Annotated in this window: 16 protein-coding genes; 10 read left to right on the forward strand and 6 right to left on the reverse strand. The window is 69.0% G+C overall.

Going from position 1 to position 20,572, the window contains the following annotated elements; all coding sequences use genetic code 11:
- The first annotated feature begins 32 nt into the window (after positions 1-32).
- Positions 33-986, forward strand: coding sequence for an ABC transporter ATP-binding protein (locus HEQ16_00685; GenBank protein MCO4052592.1), 954 nt, complete (start codon positions 33-35; stop codon positions 984-986).
- 21 nt (positions 987-1,007) lie between these two features.
- Complete coding sequence (locus HEQ16_00690) at positions 1,008-1,871, forward strand: metal ABC transporter permease (GenBank protein ID MCO4052593.1); 864 nt, start codon at positions 1,008-1,010, stop codon at positions 1,869-1,871.
- Positions 1,872-1,901: 30 nt separating this feature from the next.
- Here HEQ16_00690 and HEQ16_00695 read toward each other — a convergent pair whose 3' ends face one another.
- On the reverse strand, positions 1,902-2,330 hold the full coding sequence (locus tag HEQ16_00695; protein ID MCO4052594.1) for a transcriptional repressor: 429 nt from the start codon (positions 2,328-2,330) through the stop codon (positions 1,902-1,904).
- Between the two features lie 199 nt (positions 2,331-2,529).
- Here HEQ16_00695 and HEQ16_00700 point away from each other — a divergent pair, with 199 nt between their 5' ends.
- A complete protein-coding gene (locus HEQ16_00700; protein ID MCO4052595.1) occupies positions 2,530-3,489 on the forward strand; it encodes a zinc ABC transporter solute-binding protein in 960 nt (319 codons plus the stop codon).
- A 71-nt stretch (positions 3,490-3,560) separates the two neighbouring features.
- Here HEQ16_00700 and HEQ16_00705 read toward each other — a convergent pair whose 3' ends face one another.
- The 3 genes from HEQ16_00705 to HEQ16_00715 all read right to left on the reverse strand — a co-directional run bounded on the left by HEQ16_00705 (position 3,561) and on the right by HEQ16_00715 (position 7,048).
- Positions 3,561-4,769 (reverse strand): MFS transporter, encoded by a 1,209-nt coding sequence (locus HEQ16_00705; protein MCO4052596.1) that lies wholly within the window; start codon positions 4,767-4,769, stop codon positions 3,561-3,563.
- 118 nt (positions 4,770-4,887) lie between these two features.
- Positions 4,888-6,054 (reverse strand): acetyl-CoA acetyltransferase, encoded by a 1,167-nt coding sequence (locus tag HEQ16_00710; GenBank protein MCO4052597.1) that lies wholly within the window; start codon positions 6,052-6,054, stop codon positions 4,888-4,890.
- Between the two features lie 103 nt (positions 6,055-6,157).
- Positions 6,158-7,048: a DMT family transporter gene (locus HEQ16_00715; protein MCO4052598.1), complete on the reverse strand. Its 891-nt coding sequence runs from the start codon at positions 7,046-7,048 to the stop codon at positions 6,158-6,160.
- A gap of 210 nt (positions 7,049-7,258) precedes the next feature.
- On the opposite strand from HEQ16_00715, the gene HEQ16_00720 reads away from it, so the two are divergent.
- The 4 genes from HEQ16_00720 to HEQ16_00735 all read left to right on the forward strand — a co-directional run bounded on the left by HEQ16_00720 (position 7,259) and on the right by HEQ16_00735 (position 12,401).
- Positions 7,259-8,878 (forward strand): D-alanyl-D-alanine carboxypeptidase, encoded by a 1,620-nt coding sequence (locus HEQ16_00720; protein ID MCO4052599.1) that lies wholly within the window; start codon positions 7,259-7,261, stop codon positions 8,876-8,878.
- A gap of 48 nt (positions 8,879-8,926) precedes the next feature.
- On the forward strand, positions 8,927-9,832 hold the full coding sequence (locus HEQ16_00725; protein MCO4052600.1) for a DMT family transporter: 906 nt from the start codon (positions 8,927-8,929) through the stop codon (positions 9,830-9,832).
- Between the two features lie 95 nt (positions 9,833-9,927).
- A complete protein-coding gene (locus HEQ16_00730) occupies positions 9,928-10,968 on the forward strand; it encodes a GTP-binding protein (GenBank protein ID MCO4052601.1) in 1,041 nt (346 codons plus the stop codon).
- A gap of 215 nt (positions 10,969-11,183) precedes the next feature.
- On the forward strand, positions 11,184-12,401 hold the full coding sequence (locus tag HEQ16_00735; protein ID MCO4052602.1) for a GNAT family N-acetyltransferase: 1,218 nt from the start codon (positions 11,184-11,186) through the stop codon (positions 12,399-12,401).
- Here the strand turns inward: HEQ16_00735 and HEQ16_00740 are convergent.
- The gene (locus tag HEQ16_00740; protein ID MCO4052603.1) at positions 12,391-14,004 is read right to left on the reverse strand and encodes an AMP-binding protein; all 1,614 of its coding nucleotides are present in this window, start codon (positions 14,002-14,004) and stop codon (positions 12,391-12,393) included. The two genes, HEQ16_00735 and HEQ16_00740, sit on opposite strands and share 11 nt — an antisense overlap.
- A 237-nt stretch (positions 14,005-14,241) precedes the next feature.
- Here HEQ16_00740 and HEQ16_00745 point away from each other — a divergent pair, with 237 nt between their 5' ends.
- The 3 genes from HEQ16_00745 to HEQ16_00755 all read left to right on the forward strand — a co-directional run bounded on the left by HEQ16_00745 (position 14,242) and on the right by HEQ16_00755 (position 18,644).
- The gene (locus HEQ16_00745; GenBank protein MCO4052604.1) at positions 14,242-16,068 is read left to right on the forward strand and encodes an autotransporter domain-containing protein; all 1,827 of its coding nucleotides are present in this window, start codon (positions 14,242-14,244) and stop codon (positions 16,066-16,068) included.
- A 175-nt stretch (positions 16,069-16,243) separates the two neighbouring features.
- Positions 16,244-17,836, forward strand: a complete 1,593-nt coding sequence (purH, locus tag HEQ16_00750) for a bifunctional phosphoribosylaminoimidazolecarboxamide formyltransferase/IMP cyclohydrolase (protein ID MCO4052605.1) — start codon at positions 16,244-16,246, stop codon at positions 17,834-17,836.
- A gap of 79 nt (positions 17,837-17,915) precedes the next feature.
- Positions 17,916-18,644, forward strand: a complete 729-nt coding sequence (locus tag HEQ16_00755) for a dual specificity protein phosphatase family protein (protein MCO4052606.1) — start codon at positions 17,916-17,918, stop codon at positions 18,642-18,644.
- A gap of 7 nt (positions 18,645-18,651) precedes the next feature.
- Here the strand turns inward: HEQ16_00755 and HEQ16_00760 are convergent, their stop codons facing one another.
- The gene (locus tag HEQ16_00760; protein ID MCO4052607.1) at positions 18,652-20,478 is read right to left on the reverse strand and encodes an ABC transporter ATP-binding protein; all 1,827 of its coding nucleotides are present in this window, start codon (positions 20,476-20,478) and stop codon (positions 18,652-18,654) included.
- Positions 20,479-20,572 lie beyond the last annotated feature (94 nt).

The following is a 20,572-nucleotide window of genomic DNA, read 5'->3' on the forward strand; positions in this document are numbered from 1 at the left end:
GCGGCCGTGTTCTGGGCGATGAGGAGCGCGTGATGAGCGCGCCTCCCATAAGCCGGGGCGCAGGCGCGCCGCTCCGCGCTGAGCCGATCATCCTCGAGGATCTGACGCTCGGCTATGACCGGCATCCGGCGGTCCATCACCTCACCGGGCGCATCGAGCCGGGCGCCCTGCTCGCCGTGGTCGGCCCGAACGGGGCCGGCAAGTCCACATTGCTCAAGGGCATGGTCGGCGAGATCAGGCCCCTTGGCGGCCAGATCCGGGGCGGCCTCGGCCGCCATGCGCGTTTCGCCTATGTGCCGCAGAAGGATGGCATCGACATGAGCTATCCCGTCTCGGTGTTCGATCTGGTGGCCATGGGCCTCTGGCAGCGCCGGGGCCTGTTCGGCGCCTTCGGCGGCCGGGACCGCGAGGCGATCAGCGCCGCGCTCGGGCTTGTGGGCCTCTCCGGATTCGAGCGGCGCCCTGTCGGCACGCTTTCGGGCGGTCAGCTCCAGCGCGCGCTCTTCGCCCGGGTCAGCCTGCAGGATGCGCCGGTGATCCTGCTCGACGAGCCCTTTTCCGCCATCGACAACGCCACGGTCGAGGATCTGATGACGCTTGTGCGCGGCTGGAACGCCGAGGGCCGCACCGTGGTGGCGGTGCTGCACGATCTCGCCGTGGTGCGCGCGCATTTCCCGCAGACGCTGCTTCTGGCCCGGCAGGCGATCGGCTGGGGCGCGACCGCCGCAACGCTCTCGCCCGCCAACATGGCCCGCGCCCGCGCCATGACCGAGGCCTTCGACGACTTCGCGCCCTTCTGCGAGGTTGATCATGCGGGCGCGGGCCATGTCCATGGACCAGGCGACGCACATGAGCGCGGGCATGGCGATCACCATGAACACGGCCATGCTCATGGCCATCCGCACGACCATCCGCACGACCACGGGCATCGCCATGGGCCTGCTCAGGCCCACGGCTCCGCACGCGAGCGCGCGTCCGAAAGCTGAAGGCAGGCCCGAGGAACCGACATGGACTGGCTGGTCGCTCCCTTCATCGAGTTCGCCTTCATGAGGCGCGCCCTGGCCGGCGTGTTCGCGCTCTCCGTGGCGGCAGCTCCGCTGGGCGTGCTGCTGATGCTGCGCCGTATGGCCCTGACCGGCGACGGCATGAGCCATGCCATCCTGCCCGGCACGGCCATGGCCTATGCGCTCTTCGGGCTCTCGCTCTGGCCAATGACCCTTGGCGGCTTCGCGGCGGGCGCGGCCATCGCGCTGCTCGCGGGCACGCTGGCGCGCCACACCGCGCTCAAGGAAGATGCCACGCTCGCATCATTCTATCTGATCTCGCTGGCGCTGGGCGTGCTCATCGTCTCGGCCTCCGGCTCCAATGTCGATCTCATGCACTTCCTGTTCGGCTCGGTCCTGGCGCTGGATGACGCGACGCTCGCGCTCGTCGCCTCCATCGCCTCGGTGACCCTGGCGACGCTGGCGCTGCTCTGGCGGCCCCTGGTGCTGGACGGCCTGGACCCCGGCTTCCTGCGCACGGTGAGCCGTTCAGGCGGGCCGTCCTACTTCGCCTTCATGATCCTGCTCGTGCTCAATCTCGTGGCCGGCTTCCATGCGCTCGGCACCTTGCTGGCGGTGGGCTTTCTTGTGCTGCCGGCCGTCGCGGCCCGCTTCTGGGCGCGCGACCTCAACTGGATGGTGCTGATCGCGGGGGTCGTCGCGCTGATCGGCGGGCTGAGCGGGCTCATGCTCTCCTATCACGCCAGCCTGCCTACCGGCCCGGCCATGATCCTCACCCTCGGCGCCATCTTCATCGGCTCCGTGATCATCGGCCCGGCAGGAGGCCTGATCGCCCAGAGCCGCGCAGGACGCCACAGGACGGGTTGAGCCCCCACAGGACGGGTTAGCCGCGAGCCCTCAATGGGCGTGCCCGGCCTCCGGGCCGCAGCGATGCCCAGCGCAGGCCGCGCAATGGCCACGCAACTCAACCATGGCCCGCGCCACCTGAAAGCCCGAACGGGCCGCAAGAGAGCCAAGCCGCCCCTCGAGCTCGGTGTCGGCGACCTCCGAGACCAGCCCGCAATCATCGCAGATCGCGAAGGCGGCGAGGTCGTGATGATGCGGCCGGTTGCAGGCCACGAAGGCGTTGAGCGACTCGATCCGGTGGGCGAGGCCCGCGCGCATCAGCTTGTCGAGCGCGCGGTAGACGGTGGGCGGCGCGTTTACGCCCTCGCTGCGCAGGAGGCCCAGAAGGTCGTAGGCGGTCAGCGGCCGCGTCGCCTCGCTCAGCAGCGCGAGCACGCGCTCCTGGGTTGGCGAGAGTGTCTGGCTGCGGGTCTGCGGCATCGGGAGCGATCCAGGCGCAATGGACGGGCTGATTTGACAGGCGAATGTTATGATATCATATAACACAAAAGCCGGCGAGCACTCCCGGCATCGTTAGCGGCTGGGGTCGGGCGGCACAAGCGCCCGTGCCTCGCAGGTCCGGGCCGCCAGCCTGAAGGACATGAATCCGATGCTTCACCGCCGCCATCTTCTCCTGGGTATGGGTTCGATCCTCGCCGCCGGTGCAGATCCCGCCGGTGCAGGTCCCGCCGGTGCAGGTCCCGCCGGTGCAGGTCCCGCCCTGGTGCTGGCGCAGGGCGCGCCTGCGGCCACGAGCGCCCCGTTGCCTGTGGTCGCCACCTTCTCGATCCTAGCCGATTTCGTGCGGGAAGTGGGCGGCGACCGCATAGCCCTGACCACGCTGGTGGCGCCGGGCGCCGACGCACATGTCTACAGCCCAACGCCCGCCGATGCGCGAGCCCTCGCGGCGGCGCGCCTCGTCTTCGTCAACGGGCTCGGCTTCGAGGGCTGGGTGAGCCGGCTGATTCGCTCGTCGGGAACCCAGGCCGCGATCGTGACCGCCACGCGCGGCGTCAAGCCGATCAAGGCCGAGAAAGGCGGGCACGGTCATTCCCACGCCGGCCATGACCATGGCGAGAACGATCCGCACGCCTGGCAGGATGTTCGCAACGCCAGGATCTATGTCGCGAACATCCTCGCTGCGCTGATCGAGGCCGATCCTTTTGGCAAGGACGGGTTCGAGGCCCGCGCCCGCGCCTACACCGCCCGGCTCGACGCGCTGGACGCTGAGCTGCGGGCGCTGGTGGCCGGAATCGCGCCCGAGCGGCGCAAGATCATCACCTCCCACGACGCCTTCCAGTATTTCGAGGCCGCCTATGGCCTGAACTTCATCTCTCCCCGCGGGGTTTCGACGAGCGCCGAGCCCTCGCCGCAGACGGTGGGGCGCATCATCCGCCAGATCAAGGCCGAGAAGATTCCTGCGGTGTTCCTCGAGAACATCTCCGACCAGCGCCTCATGCGGCGCATTGCGCAGGAGACGGGCGCCCGCATTGGCGGCACGCTTCACTCGGATGCGCTCACCCCGCCCGGCGGACCCGCAACGAGCTACATCGACATGATGCGCTACAACATGCGCCAGCTCGGCGACGCGCTCGCCTGAACCCGTGACCCCAGGCTCCGGCCGGCTGCGGGTTCACGGCCTGGCAGGGAGTTCACGGCCTGGCAGGGAGTTCACGGCCTGGCAGGGGCCTTGGCGTAGATCGCCACGCTGACCGCAAGCAGCGCGGCGAACAGCCAGTGCAGATTCGCAAAGATCGCGGCCGGCTCAAGCCCGGCCTCGCGCTCCACCGCGATGAACCAGCCTGATGCGACCTGCACCGCGGATGCGCCGGCGATGAAGAGGAAGTTCATCGTCGTCATGCCCCGCCCGATGAGATGGTCGGGGAAGAAGCCCCGCGCATGGGCCATGATGATGGCATAGTTGAAGCCCGCCAGCCCGATCGCCGCGAACAGCACGACAGCCCATAGCCCGCCCATGTGACCGCTGAGCGCGAGCGCCGCGAACAGCAGGCCCGTCAGCGCCGTGCTCCACAGCACGGTCGGCTTGGGGCCGCCGGCCCGCTTCTCGACCCATCCAAAGACGAAGGCGCCCGCCGTCATGGCGATGGCCATGACCAGCGCGCCATTGCCCTGCGCGACGCGCCCCAGACCATTGACCTCCGCCAGGAAGGGCGCGACCCAGAGTCCCCGCGTGGTCACGAGGATGGCGTAGGCGAAGAAGGTGATGGGCGCGATGAACCACAGCGCCTTGATGGCGAGGATGGCGCGCAGCCCCGCAATGACGCCCTCATCGGCAGCGCCTTCCGCGCGCCGCGCCGGCGGCGGATCGCGCAGCAGCAGCGCCGCCAACGCCAGCGCCAGGCAGAACAGCAGCGCGACGCCCACCATGGTGGGCCGCCACCCGAAGGCGTCGGCAGCGCGCGACAGCGGGGCCGCGCCCATGAGGTTGCCCAGCGAGCCGAGCCCGATGAAGAGCGACGCCACGCCCGCGAAGGCGCCCGGCGCGCCCGACCGCGCGAAGAGGTAGAGCGCCGCCATGAACACCGGCGAGAAGCCAATGCCGAGCAGCGCCATCGACACGGTGGCAAGCAGCGCCGTGGGCGCAAGCGCGAAGCCGAAGGCCCCCACAGCCCCCACCGCCATGCAGGCGGTGACCGTGAGCCGCGGCCCCAGCCTGTCGAGCGCCCAGCCGACCGGGAACTGCATGATCGCGAAGGTGATGAACCAGGCCGAACTCAGCGCCCCCAGCTCCGCAGGGCCGATCGACAGGTCCGCCATCAGCGGCGTCGCGATCACGCTCAGGAAGGAGCGATAGAAGATCGACAGGATGTAGGCGAGGATGAGGGCGAAGAAGATGCGCAAGGCGAGATCAGCTTTCATCCGGAGGGCCTGGCCGCGCGCGCAAAGTCCGGTTCATCGCAGCATCCTGCTCCGGCCGGGTCCTGACGAACGGTGGGTGGTGCCGTAACGGTTGACGCGGGCCGCTGGCAAGAGGCGCCTACTTCAGGCGCTCCAGAACGCTGACATAATTGGCCACGGCCGCCCCGCCCATGTTGAAGATGCCGGCCAGGGTCGCGCCGCCGATCTGCATGTCGCCGGCCTCGCCCATGAGCTGCATGGCGCTGAGCGCGTGCATCGAAACGCCCGTGGCGCCGATGGGGTGCCCCTTGGACTTGAGCCCGCCGGACGGGTTCACGGGCAGCTTGCCGCCCTTCGCGGTCCAGCCTTCGCGGATGGCGCGGGCGCCGTCGCCCTCGGCCGTCAGCCCCATCGCTTCGTATTCGATCAGCTCGGCGATGGTGAAGCAGTCATGGGTCTCGACGAAGGAGAGATCGGCCAGGCTGATGCCTGCCTGCGCAAGCGCCTTGCGCCAGGCCACGCCGCAGCCCTCGAACTTGAGGATGTCGCGCTTCGACATGGGCAGGAAATCCTGCACATGCGCCATGCCCTTGAAGGCGACCGCGCGCTGCATGCCCCGCGCCGTGTCGGGGTCAGCGATCACCAGCGCCGCTGCGCCGTCCGAAACAAGGCTGCAATCAGTGCGTTTGAGCGGCCCCGCCACGAACGGATTCCTGTCGCTTTCGGCGCGGCAGAAGTCGAAGCCGAGATCCTTGCGCATCTGCGCATAAGGGTTGGCGACGCCATTGCGGTGATTCTTCGCCGCGATCTGGGCCAGCGCATCGGACTGGTCTCCATGGCGCTGGAAATAGCCCGACGCGATCTTGCCGAACACGCCCGCGAAGCCGGCCGGCGTCTCGCCATCCTCCGGCAGGTAGGAGGCGCGCAGCAGATTCTGCCCGATCTGCGGGCCGGGGGTAGTCGTCATCTGCTCGACGCCGACCACCAGCACGGTGCGGGCATCGCCGGCGCGGATGGCGCGCGCGGCCTGGTGGATCGCAGCCGAGCCGGTGGCGCAGGCGTTCTCGACCCGGGTCGCGGGCTTGAAGCGCAGCTTCGGATCGGCCTGGAGCACGAGGCTCGCCGTGAAGTCCTGCGCCGAGAACCCGGCATTGAAGTGCCCGAGCACGATCTCGTCGACATCGGCGGCGTCAAGCCCGGCATGGGCCAGCGCCTCGTTGGCGACGCGGACGATCAGGCTCTCGACAGTCTCGGCATCCTGCTTGCCGAAGGGCGTGTGGGCCCAGCCCACGATGGCGGCGCTCATCGATGCATCTCCCCTTGTTCGAGCATAGCATGGTCGCTGATGCAGGGCCCGGCAAGCGGCGCGGCCGCACCCCAGCCGTGCGCAAACGAGCGGGCGCCAAAGGCTATATGGCGATCAGAAGGATGCCGGCGACGCCAAGCGCGATCAGCGCCATGCCGAGCTTCTCCCGAAGGATGACGCTCTCCGCGAACAGCCGGCGCGACATGGCCTGGGCAAGGAAGACCTCCACCAGCGCCAGCGTGCGCACATTCGCCACCGCTGTCAGCGAAAAGCCGATGAACCAGAACTGCGAGGCCAGAGCCCCGAGAAAGCCCGCGAAGAGCGAGGGCCGCCAGACCCTGAAGCTGCCCATCAGTGCGGGCCGGTCGCGCAAGGCGAGATAGCCGATGAGCAGCGCCGACTGAAGGCCAAGCCCGAGGACAAGGATGGTGGAGGCGCGCAGGAAGAACACCCCGTCGTCGAGCGAAAGGATCGCACCCCGAAAGCACACCGCCGCAAGCGCGAAGAAGCCGCCGGCCATGACGCCGAGAGCAAGCGGCCTGAGCCCCGCGCCCGGCACGTCCTCGCCCTTGCGGAACGACATCAGCAGCACTCCCGCCGTGGCCGCGATCACGGCCGCCAGCTTGGCGGGGCTCAATGGATCGCCCAGCACCAGCGCCGCGAAGATGGCGGCCTGCACTGGCTCGGTCTTGGTGTAGGCGGTCGTCACCGCGAAGGAGCGTTCCTTCATCACCGCCAGCATCAGCACTGTGGCCAGGATCTGCGTCACCGCTCCGCCAAGGCTCCACCAGACCGCCGCCGCGTTGAGGGAAGGGGGCCAGGCGCCGGCGATGACGCAGGCGAGCGCGAGGAACAGAACCGCGAAGGGAAAGCCGAAGACGAAGCGCACCTGGGTGGCGCCGATGACCCCGATCTGCTGGGTCAGCGAGCGCTGCGTGGCGTTGCGCGCGGTCTGGGCCGAGGCCGCGATCAGCGTTGCAGGAATCCAGAGCAGCGACATGAGCGATCCGGCGGGACGAAGGTCAGGTACGGAGCCAGTGGAGGCAGGCCTCGGACGCAAGATTGCGACCTTGGCCACGAAAAAGGCGGCTTCGCCTGTTTCACACGGCCGCGCCGCAGCCCGCTAGGCAAATCGCTGCATGGCCGCTAGGTATGCAAGGCAATCGCTCGGTTTTTCCTGATCTCCCGCCTTCCTGAAGGATCCATGCACACGTCAAAGCTTTTCCTGCTCGCGGCGGTCGCGACGGCCATGTCGGCCTTGACCGCTCCGGCTTTTGCGCAGAGCGCTGGACCCAGCCTTGTCGTCGATGCCGCGACCGGCGCAGTGCTGCATGAGGACAAGGCCAACATCGCCTGGCATCCGGCCTCCACCACCAAGATGATGACCGCCTATGTGGCGCTGCGCGCCGTCCGCGCGGGGCGCATCGGGCTGGAGACGGCCATCCCCGCCTCGCCGCTCGCGGCCAGGCAGCCCAGGGTCAAGGTCTACATCAAGGCCGGGCAGGAGATCACGCTCGACAACGCCCTCAAGGTGATGATGGTGAAGTCCGCCAACGATATCGCCTATGTCATCGCCGAAGGCGTCGGCGGTTCGGTGCCGGCTTTCGTCGACATGATGAATGCGGAGGCGCGGCGCCTCGGCATGGCCGACACCGCCTTCCGCAATCCCAATGGCTGGCACGATCCCGAGCAGCAGTCGAGCGCGCGCGATCTCGCCATCCTCGCCATGACCATGCTGCGCGAGTTTCCCGATCATGCCGATTACTGGGGCATCGGCGCGGTGCAGCTGGGCAGGGTCACGCTCGCCAACACCAACGGGTTGATTGGCCGCTATGCCGGCGCCAACGGCTTCAAGACCGGCTTCGTCTGCGCCTCGGGCTTCAACGTCGTGGCCACCGCCACGCGCGGGGGGCGCACGCTGATCGCCGTCGTGCTCGGTGCCTATTCCGGAGCCGAGCGCACGGTCAAGGCCGCCCAGATCCTTGACGCCGCCTTCTCCTCATGGGGCGGCGGGGGCCGGAGCGTCGCGAACATGCCGCCAAGCGGCACAACCGCGCAGAGCATCTGCGCCGAAGTCAGGGCCTTCGGCCGTGGCGCGCCTCTCGCGGACGATGCCGACACCACCGGCCCGATCTCGTTCTTCCCTGGCGCCTCCGCCGGCGAGGGCGTATCGCTTTACGCCAGCGCCGGCCCGGCGGCCGCAACCGCCATGCGCGCGCAGGCCGGACGCATCACGCTGGGGCCACGGGAGGCCTTCACGCCGATACAGGTATCTTATGGCCGCAGCGCCGGCTCGGCGCAGGCGCCGCTTGCCGCCAATGTCATGCGCCGCCCTGCCAGCGCAGTGGCTGGCGCGGGAGCATCGCCCGGCATGACGCCCAGGTCCGACACAGCGCGCAGCCCCGCAGCGCCCGGCGCTCTCGCCGGCGCGGCTGCTGCGGCCTTCGCGGCCACGCGCGCCTCACAGGGCGCGGCAGATGGGCCGATCCGCCTGCCGGGCGCCATCGGCATGGGTGCGCCAGCGGTGCCGGCGCCGCTCCGCCCCTCCGCCGCAGCCGGCATCCGCCCGCCCGCAGCTCCCCGCTCGGCGGCGCTTGCCGGCGCAGGCCAGGAGCCGGCGCAGGCAGTGCGTCCAGCCTCCATGTCCCCGCCCCGCCCCGCGCCTGGCGCAAGGCCCGCTACGGCAAAACCTGCTACGGCCAGGCCTTCTGCGGCAAGGCCCGCTACAGCCAGGCCCGCTACAGCCAGGCCTTCTGCAGCCAGGCCTGCGCGCGCGGCCGGCGGCGCTGCGCCCCCGCGCCGCCCGGCGCAGGCCCAGAACTGAGACCCCCGCTGCGATGCCGAGCTGTGACGCCATGTCCAGTCGCCGCCTGTGAGCGCTGACGCCGCCGCCGAACCGCGCGAGGCTGCGTCGGCAAGGCTGGGGCTGGCCTTCGCCATCGGCAGCAGCGCCGGCTACGGCCTCAACATCGTCACCGCGCAGATCGCATCGACAGTCGGCATCAGCGGCGCGCTGATGGTGTTCTACCGGGTTTTCCTGATGCTGGCCTGCATCGCGGTCGTGCTGGTCGTCTTCCGGCAGAGCCTGAAGGTCGCGCCCGGCGAGCGCGGCCAGCTGGTCGTTTTCGGCCTGTCGAGCTCGGTCATCGGCACCGCCTATCTCTCCTCGGTCGCCTTCCTGCCCGTCAGCGTGGCCGCGGTGATCTTCTACCTCTTCCCCATCATCATCGTGCTGGCCGAGCCCTTCGTGGAGCGGACGCATTTCGGAGCCGGGCGCTTCGCCATCGTGCTTCTCGCCTTTGCGGGCGTTGCGCTTGTGGTGGGGCCACGATTCGAAAGCCTGGATCCGCGCGGCCTCGGCCTTGCGCTTCTGGCGGCGGCGGGGGCGGCGGTCCAGTTCTTCGCGGCGGCGCGGATGCGCGCCACGCCGATGGTCGCCAAGCTGTTCTGGGGCCATCTTCTCGTCCTGCCTGGCGTGATGGCGACGCTGGCGGCCATCGGCGGCTTCCACGGACCTGCCATCTTCGCGGCCGCGCCTGTGGCGGTGGCGGTCACGCTGGGCGCCTACATCATCTCGATCGCGCTGCAGCTGCTCTCGCTGGCGCGCATTTCGGCCGCCGTCGCCGGCCTCACCTTCTGCGCCGAGCCGCTCTTCGCCAGCCTGTTCGCCGCCCTCATCCTGGGCGAGAGGCTGGTGGCCTGGCAGTATGTCGGCGGGCTGCTCGTGCTGGCGGCCATCGCGCTCAACGGCATCCTCGCGGGGCGCGGCCAGCGCTGACGCTTCATCAGCCGGCCCCGGGAGGACATGCGCGGCGATGAGCGAATGCCCCCTTGCCCGGCGCGGCGCGATGGGCCACCTGTCAAGGCGTGAACCTGACCCTTCAGGCCGCGCGGCCGGCCCCCCTGCCGCTCCAGATCCTCACCGGCTTTCTTGGCGCCGGCAAGACGACGCTGCTCAACAGGCTGCTGCGCGCGCCCGAGCTTGCCGACACCGTCGTCATCGTCAACGAGTTCGGGGAGGTCGGCCTCGATCACCTTCTCATCGAGGGCGCGGGCGATGGCATGATCCTGATGGAATCGGGCTGCCTGTGCTGCACCATCCGCGGCGACCTCGTGAACACGCTGGAGGATCTGCTGCGCCGCCGCGACAACGGCCGCATCGCGCCCTTTCGCCGCGTCGTGATCGAGACCACGGGCATCGCCGACCCTGTGCCGATCCTGCACGTGGTGCTGATGCACCCCTATCTCTCCCGGCGCTACCAGCTCGACGGGGTCATCACCGTCGTGGACGCGGTGAATGGCGAGGCCACGCTGCAGGCGCAGGATGAGGCTGTCCGCCAGGTCGCGGTCGCAGACCGTCTGGTGCTCACAAAGACCGACCTCCTGCCTGATGGCCGGCCGCCCGCAGCGCTCCAAAGCCTGCTGGCGAGCCTTAATCCCGGCGCACGCCAGGTGCTGGCTGCGAAGGGCGAGGCTGAGGCGGCTGCCCTGATCGGGCTTGGTCTTTATGACCTCGCCGCGCATCCGGCAGAGGTCGAGGCCTGGCTCGCCATCGAGGCGGTGCTGGACCCCTCGCGCGCCCATGGCCACGACCCCTCGCGCCATGGCGAGGATGTCCGCGCCTTTGCGCTGATCGCCGAGCATCCCATCCGCTCGCAGACATTGGACCTGTTCTGGTCGCTTCTGCGGTCCACGCATGGGCCCAGGCTTCTGCGGCTCAAGGGCATCGTCAACGTGGCCGAACATCCCGGCGCGCCGCTTGTACTCCATGCCGCCCAGCAAATCATGCATCCGCCCGTGGTGCTGGCCGGCTGGCCCTCCGAGGACCGCCGCTCGCGGCTCGTGCTCATCGTGCGCGGGCTCGACCCGGCCGTGGTCGAGAAGCTCTGGGCGGCGTTCCTCGGCCGGGGTTGAGGCGCGGTTCACCGACAGCTGCCAGGACCAAAGCCGCGCCCTGCCGCAATTGACCTGCCCTCGCGCCACGAAAGCGCCTCGGCACGCCGAGATGGCGCATCGCCTGCTGGCAAGACTTTTGTAACCATAAGGCAAAGGCCCCGCCCTAGCCTCACGAGTTGTCTCGTGCCGGCGCAGGGCAGGGCCGGAACAGGGCAAGGGAGTCTGGCGGCGTCATGGCGCATCTCGAGATTGATCCGCTTCGATACAGCGGTTTCCTGGCCGGAGCGGAACCGGCCCGGCGTCCGCAGTCCCTTGCGGGGGAGCCTCAATCGCTGGCCATGCAGGTGGGCGATCTTGTCGTCGAGCTGCGCTCGCTGGCGGCCTGCCGCAGCATCGTCCAGCCCTGGCGCGCGCTGGCCGAGGCGGCGATCGAGCCGAACGTCTTCTTCGAACCCGACATCATCCTGGCCGCACAGCAGCATTTGCCCGAGGCTGCGGGTCATGCGGCCGTGCTGGTCTGGGATCCGCGCGGCTTGGTCGGCCCGCGCCTCCTGGCCTTCTGGCCGATGCTGAGGCCACGCCGGCGCATGGGAAGCCGCATCGCAAAGGGCTTCGCGTTCCGCTATGGCGGCTGTGGCGCGCCGCTGCTGGATCGACAGCTGGCCGTGGAGGCGGCCTGCGCCCTGATCGTGGGCCTGAAGAACCTTCCCCTGCCCCCCGCCGCTGCCCTGTTCAACCAGATCCCGCTCGAAGGGCCTGCGGCCAGGGCCTTGCGCGCGGCCGCCGCTCTCTCCGGACTGCAGAGCCATGAGCTTGGCGTCCACGCCCGGGCCTGCCTGTGGAAGGATGCCGGCGCGCCTCAGACCATGAGCGGAAGTCTCGCGCGGGATGCAAGGCGTCTGTCCGCCCATGGCGACCTTACTCTGGTGACCGCGCGCCGGCCCGAGGACGTGCGCGACCTGATGGAGGTCTTCCTCGCGCTGGAGGCCAGCGGCTGGAAAGGCCGGCGCGGCACCGCCATCCTGACGCAGACCCGCGACTGCGCCTATGTCCGCATGCTGACGCGGGCCCTGAGCCAGAACGGCCAGGTCGCCGTGCATGTCCTGCAGGCAGGCTGCGGCGTGGTCGCGGCAGGGCTCGTGCTGGCTAGCGGCGGCCAGCGCTGGTTCCTCAAGATCGCCCATGACGAGGCCTTGCAGCCCTGCTCGCCCGGCGCGCTGCTGAGCGACGCAGTGGGCCGGATGCTGTACGAGGACGAGGCCGCCAGCTTCATCGATTCCTGCGCGGTGCCGGGCCACGCCATGATCGAGCGGGTCTGGAAGGGCCGCGTCCGGATCGGCGATCTGGTTCTCGGGCTTGATGCCCGCGCCCCTTCTGCCCTCCGCCACGAGCAGTGGCGCCGCCGCGCACGCTCCGCGCTGCGCGCCCTTCGCGGGAGGTTCAGTCGGTAGCCCGCAGCGCACGCCGGATGATCTTGCCCGTCGTGGTCATCGGCAGATCCTCGCGGAACACGATCTCACGCGGATATTCATGCGCCGCCAGCCGCGCCCTCACAAAGGCCTGGATCTCGGCGATGAGCGCATCCGACGGCGAGAAGCCCGGCGCCAGCACCACGAAAGCCTTGACGATTTCCGTGCGCAGCGGATCGGGCTTGCCCACCACCGCCGCCAGCGCGACCGCCGGGTGCGTGATCAGGCAATCCTCGATCTCGCCCGGTCCGATTCTGTAGCCCGACGAGGTGATGACGTCGTCATCGCGCCCCACGAACCGGACATAGCCCTCATCATCGCAGATGCCCTGATCGCCCGTGGTCATCCAGTCGCCAACGAACTTGGCCCGAGTGGCCTCGGGCCGGTTCCAGTAGCCGAGGAACATCACGGGATCGGGGCGCGCCACCGCGATCTGCCCCTCCTCGCCGGCCTCGCACTGGGCGCCGTCCGGCCGGATGACCGCCACGTTGTGGCCTGGCACCGCCTTGCCGATGAAGCCGGGCTTCGACACCCCGATCGCCGCACAGGATGCCAGCACCAGGTTGCATTCGGTCTGGCCATAGAATTCGTTGACGGTGAGACCCAGCGCCTCTCGCGCCCAGGCCAGCGTCTCCGCTCCCAATGATTCGCCGCCCGAGCCGATGGTGCGCAGCGCGAGCGCGTGGCGCCCGCGCGGGTTGGGCACGGCGCGCAGCATCCGCAGCGCGGTCGGCGGCACGAAGCAATTGCGCACTTCGTGCCGGGCCATCAGGTCGAAGGCCTCGTCGGGATCGAACTTGGCCGAGGCCCGCGCCACGACCGGCACGCCGAAATGCAGCGCCGGCAGCATCACGTTGAGCAAGCCCCCGGCCCAGGCCCAGTCGGCCGGGGTCCAGAGCCTGTCGCCCGGCCGGGGCAGGAACTCGTGCGGCAGCTGCACGCCCGGCAGATGACCCAGAAGCACCCGGTGCCCATGCAACGCGCCCTTCGGGTTTCCCGTCGTGCCAGAGGTGTAGATCATCAGGGCGGGGTCGTCCGGGCCGCTGTCGATGGCGCTGAAGTCAGGGCTCGCGGCCGCGATCACCGCCATGAAATCCTCGGCCGTCCCATCCGCGCCATCGGTCGAGATCAAGATCTCCACCTGGTCCGCCGCGCCAGAGGACCGCGCCTTGGCCAGACCCGCCGCATTGGTGATCAGGGCCTTCACGCCGGCATCGGCGAGGCGGTAGGCGATCGCATCCACCCCGAACAGCGCAGCCAGCGGCACCGCAATCGCGCCCAGCTTGTAGACAGCCCCATGCGCGATCGGCACCGCCCGGCCCTGCGGCAGCAGGATCGCCACCCTGTCTGCCGGCTTCAGGCCCCGTGCAGCGAGGGCGCTGGCGAGCCGGTTGGACTGCTCACGAAGCTCGCCGAAGGTGAAGGAAGAGACCGTGTCGCCCGCGCCCACCTCGATCACCGCCACACGGGTCGGGTCCGCCGCGGCCCAGCGGTCGCAGACATCCACCCCGATGTTGTAGCGCGCCGGTATGCGCCAACGGAAGGCGGCGCTCAATCGGCCATGGTCGCGGATATCGGGAAGCATGGGGCAAAACGTCCTGGGCGTCGGCGGCGCGCACCCTAAAGCGGCCCCTGGCGAATGGCCAGACCGCTCCGTGCAGTGCGGCGTGGCGCGGTGTGTCCTTGTGGCAACGCTCCGAAAGCTTTGGACGCGGCAGGCTGCGGGCGGCTTGCCTTCGAAGCAGTGAGTCTGAATAGTTCAGATATGAACAATGAACTGCATTCAAATGCAGTCGTGTTGCGTCGTGCCTGGGGGGCAAACATGCTCAAGAACACCGGCCTTGTGGCCCTTGCCTTCGCGTTTCTGTCAACCAGCGCGCTGGCTCAGCAGCGCTATGTGGCGTTTGGCGACAGCCTTTCGGACAATGGCAACCTGTTCGCCGCCACAGGCAATCCGCCGCTTCCCTATTTCAGCGGGCGCTTTTCCAATGGCCCCACCTGGGTGGAGTTGCTGGCCGTCACGCCGATGAACAGGTTCTCCCCCGTTGCGCCCGTCAACAACGCCGTCAGCACGAACTTCGCGTTCGGCGGCGCGCGCACCGACGCGCTGGTGGCACTGCCTCCGGGAAGCGGCACGCAGATCGGCGCCTATTTGGCCCGTGGCGGCGCCTTTGGCGTCGGCGCCACGGCCACGCTCTGGGCCGGCGCCAACGACATATTCCAGCAATTGCCGATCGCAGGGGGCAATCCCGCGACGGCCCAGGCAGTGATGCAGGCCACCGCGACCGCCGCCGCGAACAATGTCGGCGCCCAGGCCGGTCAGCTGGCTGCGGCAGGGGCGCAGACCATCATCGTGCTCAACCTGACGAACTTCGGCACCTTGCCTCAATTTGCCGACGGCCCGGCCGCTGGGCTCGCGGGCTTCAGCTCCTCTGTGTTCAACAGCGTCCTCGCCAGCTCGCTTGGCGCGGCGGCGGCCGGCGCGCCCGGCGCCAACCTCATTTCGGTGGATATAGCGGGCGTTTTCAACGCGCTTCAGGCGAGCCCAGGCAGCTTCGGCTTCACCAACGCGGCCTCATCCTGCATTGCGACACTGGCTTGCGTCACAAACCCCGCCGCGCAAAACGGCTTTGCTTTCTGGGATGGCGTTCACCCCACAGCAGCCAGTCACAGGCTTGTCGCGGCTGTGGTCGGGCAGTATCTGAACGCCCCCGTTCTGGCCGGGGTCTATTCGGCGCTTGGCGAGAACGCGCTCGACGAGCGGCGCGTGGGCATGTCCCGCGCCTTTGATCGTCTCGACAGCGTTCGCTTCGGCCAGATCGGCGTGAATGACTACTTCGTCAATGTCCATGGCGGCGTCTCGAACTCCGACGCCTCCGTCACGCGGCCGGGTGTGCGGTCCTCGACCTATGGCGTGAATTTCGGCCTCAATCGCGCCCTGACCGCGAACTGGGGCCTTGCGGCCAGCGGATCGGTGGGCCTCGGCACGCTCAAGGCGGGCGGCGTGCTTAACGCCACCACTTTCAACGCGGCCTTCGATGTGGGCGCTGTCTACACCTCGGGCGTCTTCTTCGCCAAGGGCGGCGCTGGCCTCGGGGTTACCCAGTTCTCGGAGATGGAGCGCACCACGATCGGTCCGCTCACCAACCGCAGCACCGCCACCGCGGTCGCCTACAATGCCGGCATCGAGGCGGGCACGGTCCATGGCTTCGGCATGTTCGAGCTTTCGCCGCGGGCGCGCCTCGCCTGGATTGGCGGCAATCTCGGCAGCATCGCCGAAACCGGCATCGTCGCCCCGCTCTCGATCGGCTCGCGCGGACTTGGCGCGTTGGTCGCCGGCGGCGAACTTCGTGCGACGGCGCACATCGTCAACACCGCCGAGCGCAAGATCAGCGTCAGCGCCGTGATCGGCTACGAGCGCTATCTCAGCCATACCGGCAACACGGCGTCGGCGCGCTTGATCGGCAACACCGCCCGGTCTTTCCGCAGCGTGGTGAACGACGCGCGCGGCCCCGGACTCATGATGGGGCTTGGCGTCTCCTCGCAGCTCTCCTCCGGCTGGGTGCTGACCGCCGATTACCGCGCCTCTTTCGGCGACCGCAATCTGGTCCGGCACACTGGCCAGCTCGGCGTGCGCGCCTCCTTCTGAGGCCGCGAGGGGCTGCGCCCCTCCACAAGCCGGGAACGGGGGCCAGCCGCCGGGGCTGTATTCCATGGCCCGTGTGTGCTAGCCGCACGCCTTCGATCATGAGGCAGGGCCGGAGCGTCCAGCCTTAACGCGGGCGGCGCCAACACGCACGGCCCGCGGGGGACTGTTGACTTCCATGCCACATCAAACTCGCCGCATCGCCCGCGCCCTCATCTCCGTGTCGGACAAAACCGGGCTCGAGGATTTCGCCCGCTCGCTCGTTGCGGCAGGCGTCGAGCTTGTGTCCACCGGCGGCACGCGTGCCGCGCTGGCGGCGGCCGGCCTTGCGGTGCGCGATGTCTCCGACCTGACCGGCTTTCCCGAGATGATGGACGGCCGGGTCAAGACGCTGCACCCCGGCGTTCATGGCGGGCTTCTGGCCATCCGCGCCAACCCGGAGCACCAGGCCGCGATGCTATCGCACGGCATCGCGGCCATCGACCTGCTCGTGGTCAATCTTTATCCGTTCGAGGCGACTGTCGCCGCCGGCAAGCCGGCCGATGACTGCATCGAGAACATCGACATCGGCGGCCCCGCCATGATCCGCGCCGCCGCCAAGAACCATCATGACGTGGCCGTGGTGGTGGATGTGGCCGATTACGCCGCGATCCTCGCCGATATGGGCGCCCATCGCGGGGCTGTGACGCTCAGCCTGCGCCGCAAGCTTGCGCAGAAGGCCTATGCCCGCACGGCGGCCTATGACGCGGCGATCTCCAACTGGTTCGCGGCCGAGCTTGGAGAGACAGCCCCCGCCTTCCGCGCCTTTGGCGGGCAGCTCGCCTCCCCGCTGCGCTACGGGGAGAATCCGCACCAGCACGCCGCGCTCTACCAGGGCCCGTCAGTGCGGCCGGGCGTGCTGAGCGCCCGGCAGGTGCAGGGCAAGCAGCTCTCCTACAACAATATCAACGACACCAACGCGGCCTATGAGTGCGTGGCGGAGTTCGATCCCGCCCAGGGCCCGGCCTGCGTCATCGTCAAGCACGCCAACCCCTGCGGCGTTGCGAAGGGCGCCACGTTGGCTCAGGCCTACGAGGCGGCCCTTGCATGCGATCCGGTCTCGGCCTTCGGCGGCATCGTCGCGCTCAACGGCACGCTCGATGCCGAGGCCGCGCGCCGCATCGTGGAGATATTCACCGAGGTCATCATCGCGCCTGATGCCAGCGAAGAGGCCATCGCCATCATCGCCGCCAAGAAGAACCTGCGCCTGCTGCTGGCAGGGAGCCTGCCCGATCCGCGCGAGCCAGGCCTGTCTCTGGCGGCCGTGGCCGGCGGGCTTCTGGTGCAGTCGCGCGACAACGCCGTGATCGACGACATGGAACTGAAGGTCGTGACGCGCCGCGTGCCAAGCGCGCGCGAGCTTGAGGATCTGCGCTTCGCCTTCCGCGTCGCTAAGCACGTGAAGTCCAACGCCATCGTCTATGCCCGCGACGGCGCCACCGTCGGCATTGGCGCAGGACAGATGAGCCGGGTGGATTCCTCACGGATCGCTGCCTGGAAGGCCGGGGAGGCGGCAAGGTCGGCCGGCCTGCCCGAAAGCCTCGCCAAGGGCTCGGTCGTGGCGTCGGACGCCTTCTTTCCCTTCGCCGATGGCCTGATCGCCGCAGCCGAGGCCGGCGCAACAGCGGTGGTTCAGCCCGGCGGCTCCATGCGCGATGACGAGGTGATCCGCGCCGCCGACGAGGCCGGGCTCGCCATGATCTTCACCGGCCACAGGCATTTCCGCCATTGACGAAGGCGTTCGCAGCCCTGCCGGGGCCTGGCCCGTTGAGGCCGGGCGAGAAGCGCCCTATCTGTGGGCCATGGGGCGGATGCAGCGCGTGTTGAGCATATTCAGACCAAAGGCCCGCGCCAGCGCGCGGCTCGAGCGCATCCGGCGCTGGGACAAGCCCCTGACCAGCGCGCGGCAGCGTTTCGATGCCTGGATCAACATGCTGTTCGTGGATCATGGCATCCTGCGGCTGATCTATGTTAACGAGCGGCGCGTCAGCCCCGCTTTCCTGCGCTCGGCGCAGCCGGCGCCTCATGACATCCGCCGCGCCGCCCGCGAGGGCGTGAAGACCATCATCAACCTGCGCGGCGGACGCGAGCACGGCGCCTGGCCATTGCAGCGCGAGGCCTGCGAGCGCAACGGCGTCGAGCTGCGCGAGATCACCATCCGCTCGCGCGGCGCTCCGGACCGCGAGACCCTTCTCTCCCTGCCCGACTTCTTCGCCTCGATCACCTACCCGGCTTTGGCCCATTGCAAGTCGGGCGCGGACCGCGCTGGCATGTTCTCGGCGTTGTATCTGCTGGTCCATCAGGGTCGCCCGGTGGCGGAGGCCAAGCGCCAGCTCTCGCTCAGATACGGCCATGTCCGTCTTGCCAAGACCGGCATCCTCGATGCGTTCCTCGATGCCTATGAGCGTGAAGGCGAGGCCAGGGGCATCGGCTTCATCGACTGGGTGCGCGACATCTATGATCCGGCGGCGCTGGAAGCGTCCTTCCATGAAGGCTTCTGGGCCAGCCTTCTCGTCGACCGGCTGGTGCGCCGCGAATAGGCCGGCCTCAGGCCTCGAGCGTCTGCAGCCTGTGCAGGCGCGCATAGGCGCCATGCTGCGCGATCAGCTCGGCATGGGCGCCTGTCTCGACGATCCGCCCCTGCTCCATCACCGCAATCTGGTCGGCATCGCGCACGGTCGAGAGCCGGTGCGCGATGACAAGCGTGGTTCGCCCTTTCATCAGCCGCGCCAGCGCATCCTGCACCAGCCGCTCCGATTCGGCGTCGAGCGCACTCGTGGCTTCGTCCAGCAGCAGGATGGGCGCGTCCTTGAGGATCGCGCGCGCCAAGGCGATCCGCTGGCGCTCCCCGCCCGAGAGCCGCCCGCCGCGGTCTCCCACACGGGTTTCGTAGCCGTCGGGCAGGCGCATCACGAAATCGTGCGCGGCGGCGGATTGCGCGGCGGCCATGATCTCCGCCTCGCTGGCGCCCGGCCGTCCAAAGGCGATATTGGCGCGGATGGTGTCGTCAAAAAGGATCACATCCTGCGACACCACCGCGATGCTCGATCGCAGCGATTTCAACGTCACCGTCCGGACATCCTGACCATCCACAAGGACCGCGCCCGAGCCGACATCGTAAAGTCGCGGAACCAGGGCCAGCAGCGTCGACTTGCCCGATCCTGACCGGCCGACCAGCGCCGTCACCTTGCCGCCCGGCGCTTCGAGGCTGAGCCCCGTCACCGCCGGCTGATCGTCCCGGTAACCGAATGACACGTTGTCGAAGCTCAGCCCCGCTTGCCCGAGCGCAAGCGGGCGCGCATCGGCCCGCTCGGTGATCCGCGCCGGCTCGTCCAGCGTGCCGTAGTAGCGCTTGAGCGCGGCGAGCGCCTCCTGCACCACGGCGTTGAGGTTGCCCATGGCGCGCAGCGGCTGCGCGGCCAGCAGCAGCGCGGTCACATAGCCCGTGAAGTCGCCGATCGTGCCAGAGCCCGAGTTGACCCTGATGCCGATGATGAACAGCACCACCGCCACCGCGAAACCGCCGCCGACCTCGAGCAGCGGCTCGATCCGGCCCTTGACGTTGATCGCCTTCATCCTCAGCCGCCGGAGCAGATCGAATGTGCCGCGCGCGCGCTCCTTGAGATAGGGCTCGAGCTGGTCGGTCTTGGCCGACCGGGCGCCCTGCAGCCCTTCCGCCACCAGCGCCGCCATGATGCCGCTCTGCTCCTGGTGGCTCGTGGCCACGCGCCTGAGCTTCCTGCCGATCGCGATGATGGGGCCGGCCACGAAGGGCACCACAACGATGGCGACGAGGGTGAGCTGCCAGTCGATCCACAGCATCGCCCCGAAAAGGCCGATCGCGGTGATGCCATCGCGGACCGCGATGTTGATCACGCGCGTCAACGCCTCGCGCACGAAGGCGAAATCGGTGGTGAAGCGCTGGGTGAGAGCGGCCGGGCTCTCGCGCTGGGACTGCGCGAGGTCGGAATCGACCAGATGCACATAGAGCCGCCCCTGCATGCTAGCCTCGACATGCGTGACCACCGCATTGGTCAGCACGATCTGCCCCATCAGCGAGAAGCCCTTCATCGATGTCACGATCACGACCAGAACAGCGATGACATGGATGGGGCCCACGGCGCCGCCCGTCACCCCCACCAGCCAGCCGCGGATCGTGTTCAGCACGGGCACGGCGGTGCCCTCGGCGCCGGTCGTGAACGAATCGAAGGCGAGCTTGATGAGGACCGGGTAAAGGCTTGTCGTGCCCGCGATCAGCAGCACCAGCCCCAGCACCAGCAGGAGCTGGAAGCGATGGGGCCGAACCTCCTCGCGCCAGAGCCGCAGCAGCAGCGGCCACCCTTCGGCGGCATCACGTGCGGACAGCTTGGCCATGGCGGCTAAATCTCCTGATCGGGCGAGGGGCGCGATCGTCAGGGCCGGCATGCCGCAAAGCCCTCTGCTTGTCGAGCCGCCGGAACGCAAATCG

The organism is Bosea sp. (in: a-proteobacteria) (assembly GCA_023910605.1).
Taxonomy (GTDB): Bacteria; Pseudomonadota; Alphaproteobacteria; order Rhizobiales; family Beijerinckiaceae; genus Allobosea.

Bases quoted from the DNA above. Each gene is read 5' to 3' on its own strand.
- HEQ16_00685 (MCO4052592.1), top strand. From the start codon at position 33: ATGAGCGCGCCTCCCATAAGCCGGGGCGCAGGCGCGCCGCTCCGCGCT.
- HEQ16_00690 (MCO4052593.1), top strand. From the start codon at position 1,008: ATGGACTGGCTGGTCGCTCCCTTCATCGAGTTCGCCTTCATGAGGCGC.
- HEQ16_00695 (MCO4052594.1), bottom strand. From the start codon at position 2,330: ATGCCGCAGACCCGCAGCCAGACACTCTCGCCAACCCAGGAGCGCGTG.
- HEQ16_00700 (MCO4052595.1), top strand. From the start codon at position 2,530: ATGGGTTCGATCCTCGCCGCCGGTGCAGATCCCGCCGGTGCAGGTCCC.
- HEQ16_00705 (MCO4052596.1), bottom strand. From the start codon at position 4,769: ATGAAAGCTGATCTCGCCTTGCGCATCTTCTTCGCCCTCATCCTCGCC.
- HEQ16_00710 (MCO4052597.1), bottom strand. From the start codon at position 6,054: ATGAGCGCCGCCATCGTGGGCTGGGCCCACACGCCCTTCGGCAAGCAG.
- HEQ16_00720 (MCO4052599.1), top strand. From the start codon at position 7,259: ATGCACACGTCAAAGCTTTTCCTGCTCGCGGCGGTCGCGACGGCCATG.
- HEQ16_00735 (MCO4052602.1), top strand. From the start codon at position 11,184: ATGGCGCATCTCGAGATTGATCCGCTTCGATACAGCGGTTTCCTGGCC.
- HEQ16_00740 (MCO4052603.1), bottom strand. From the start codon at position 14,004: ATGCTTCCCGATATCCGCGACCATGGCCGATTGAGCGCCGCCTTCCGT.
- HEQ16_00745 (MCO4052604.1), top strand. From the start codon at position 14,242: ATGCTCAAGAACACCGGCCTTGTGGCCCTTGCCTTCGCGTTTCTGTCA.
- purH (MCO4052605.1), top strand. From the start codon at position 16,244: ATGCCACATCAAACTCGCCGCATCGCCCGCGCCCTCATCTCCGTGTCG.
- HEQ16_00755 (MCO4052606.1), top strand. From the start codon at position 17,916: ATGCAGCGCGTGTTGAGCATATTCAGACCAAAGGCCCGCGCCAGCGCG.
- HEQ16_00760 (MCO4052607.1), bottom strand. From the start codon at position 20,478: ATGGCCAAGCTGTCCGCACGTGATGCCGCCGAAGGGTGGCCGCTGCTG.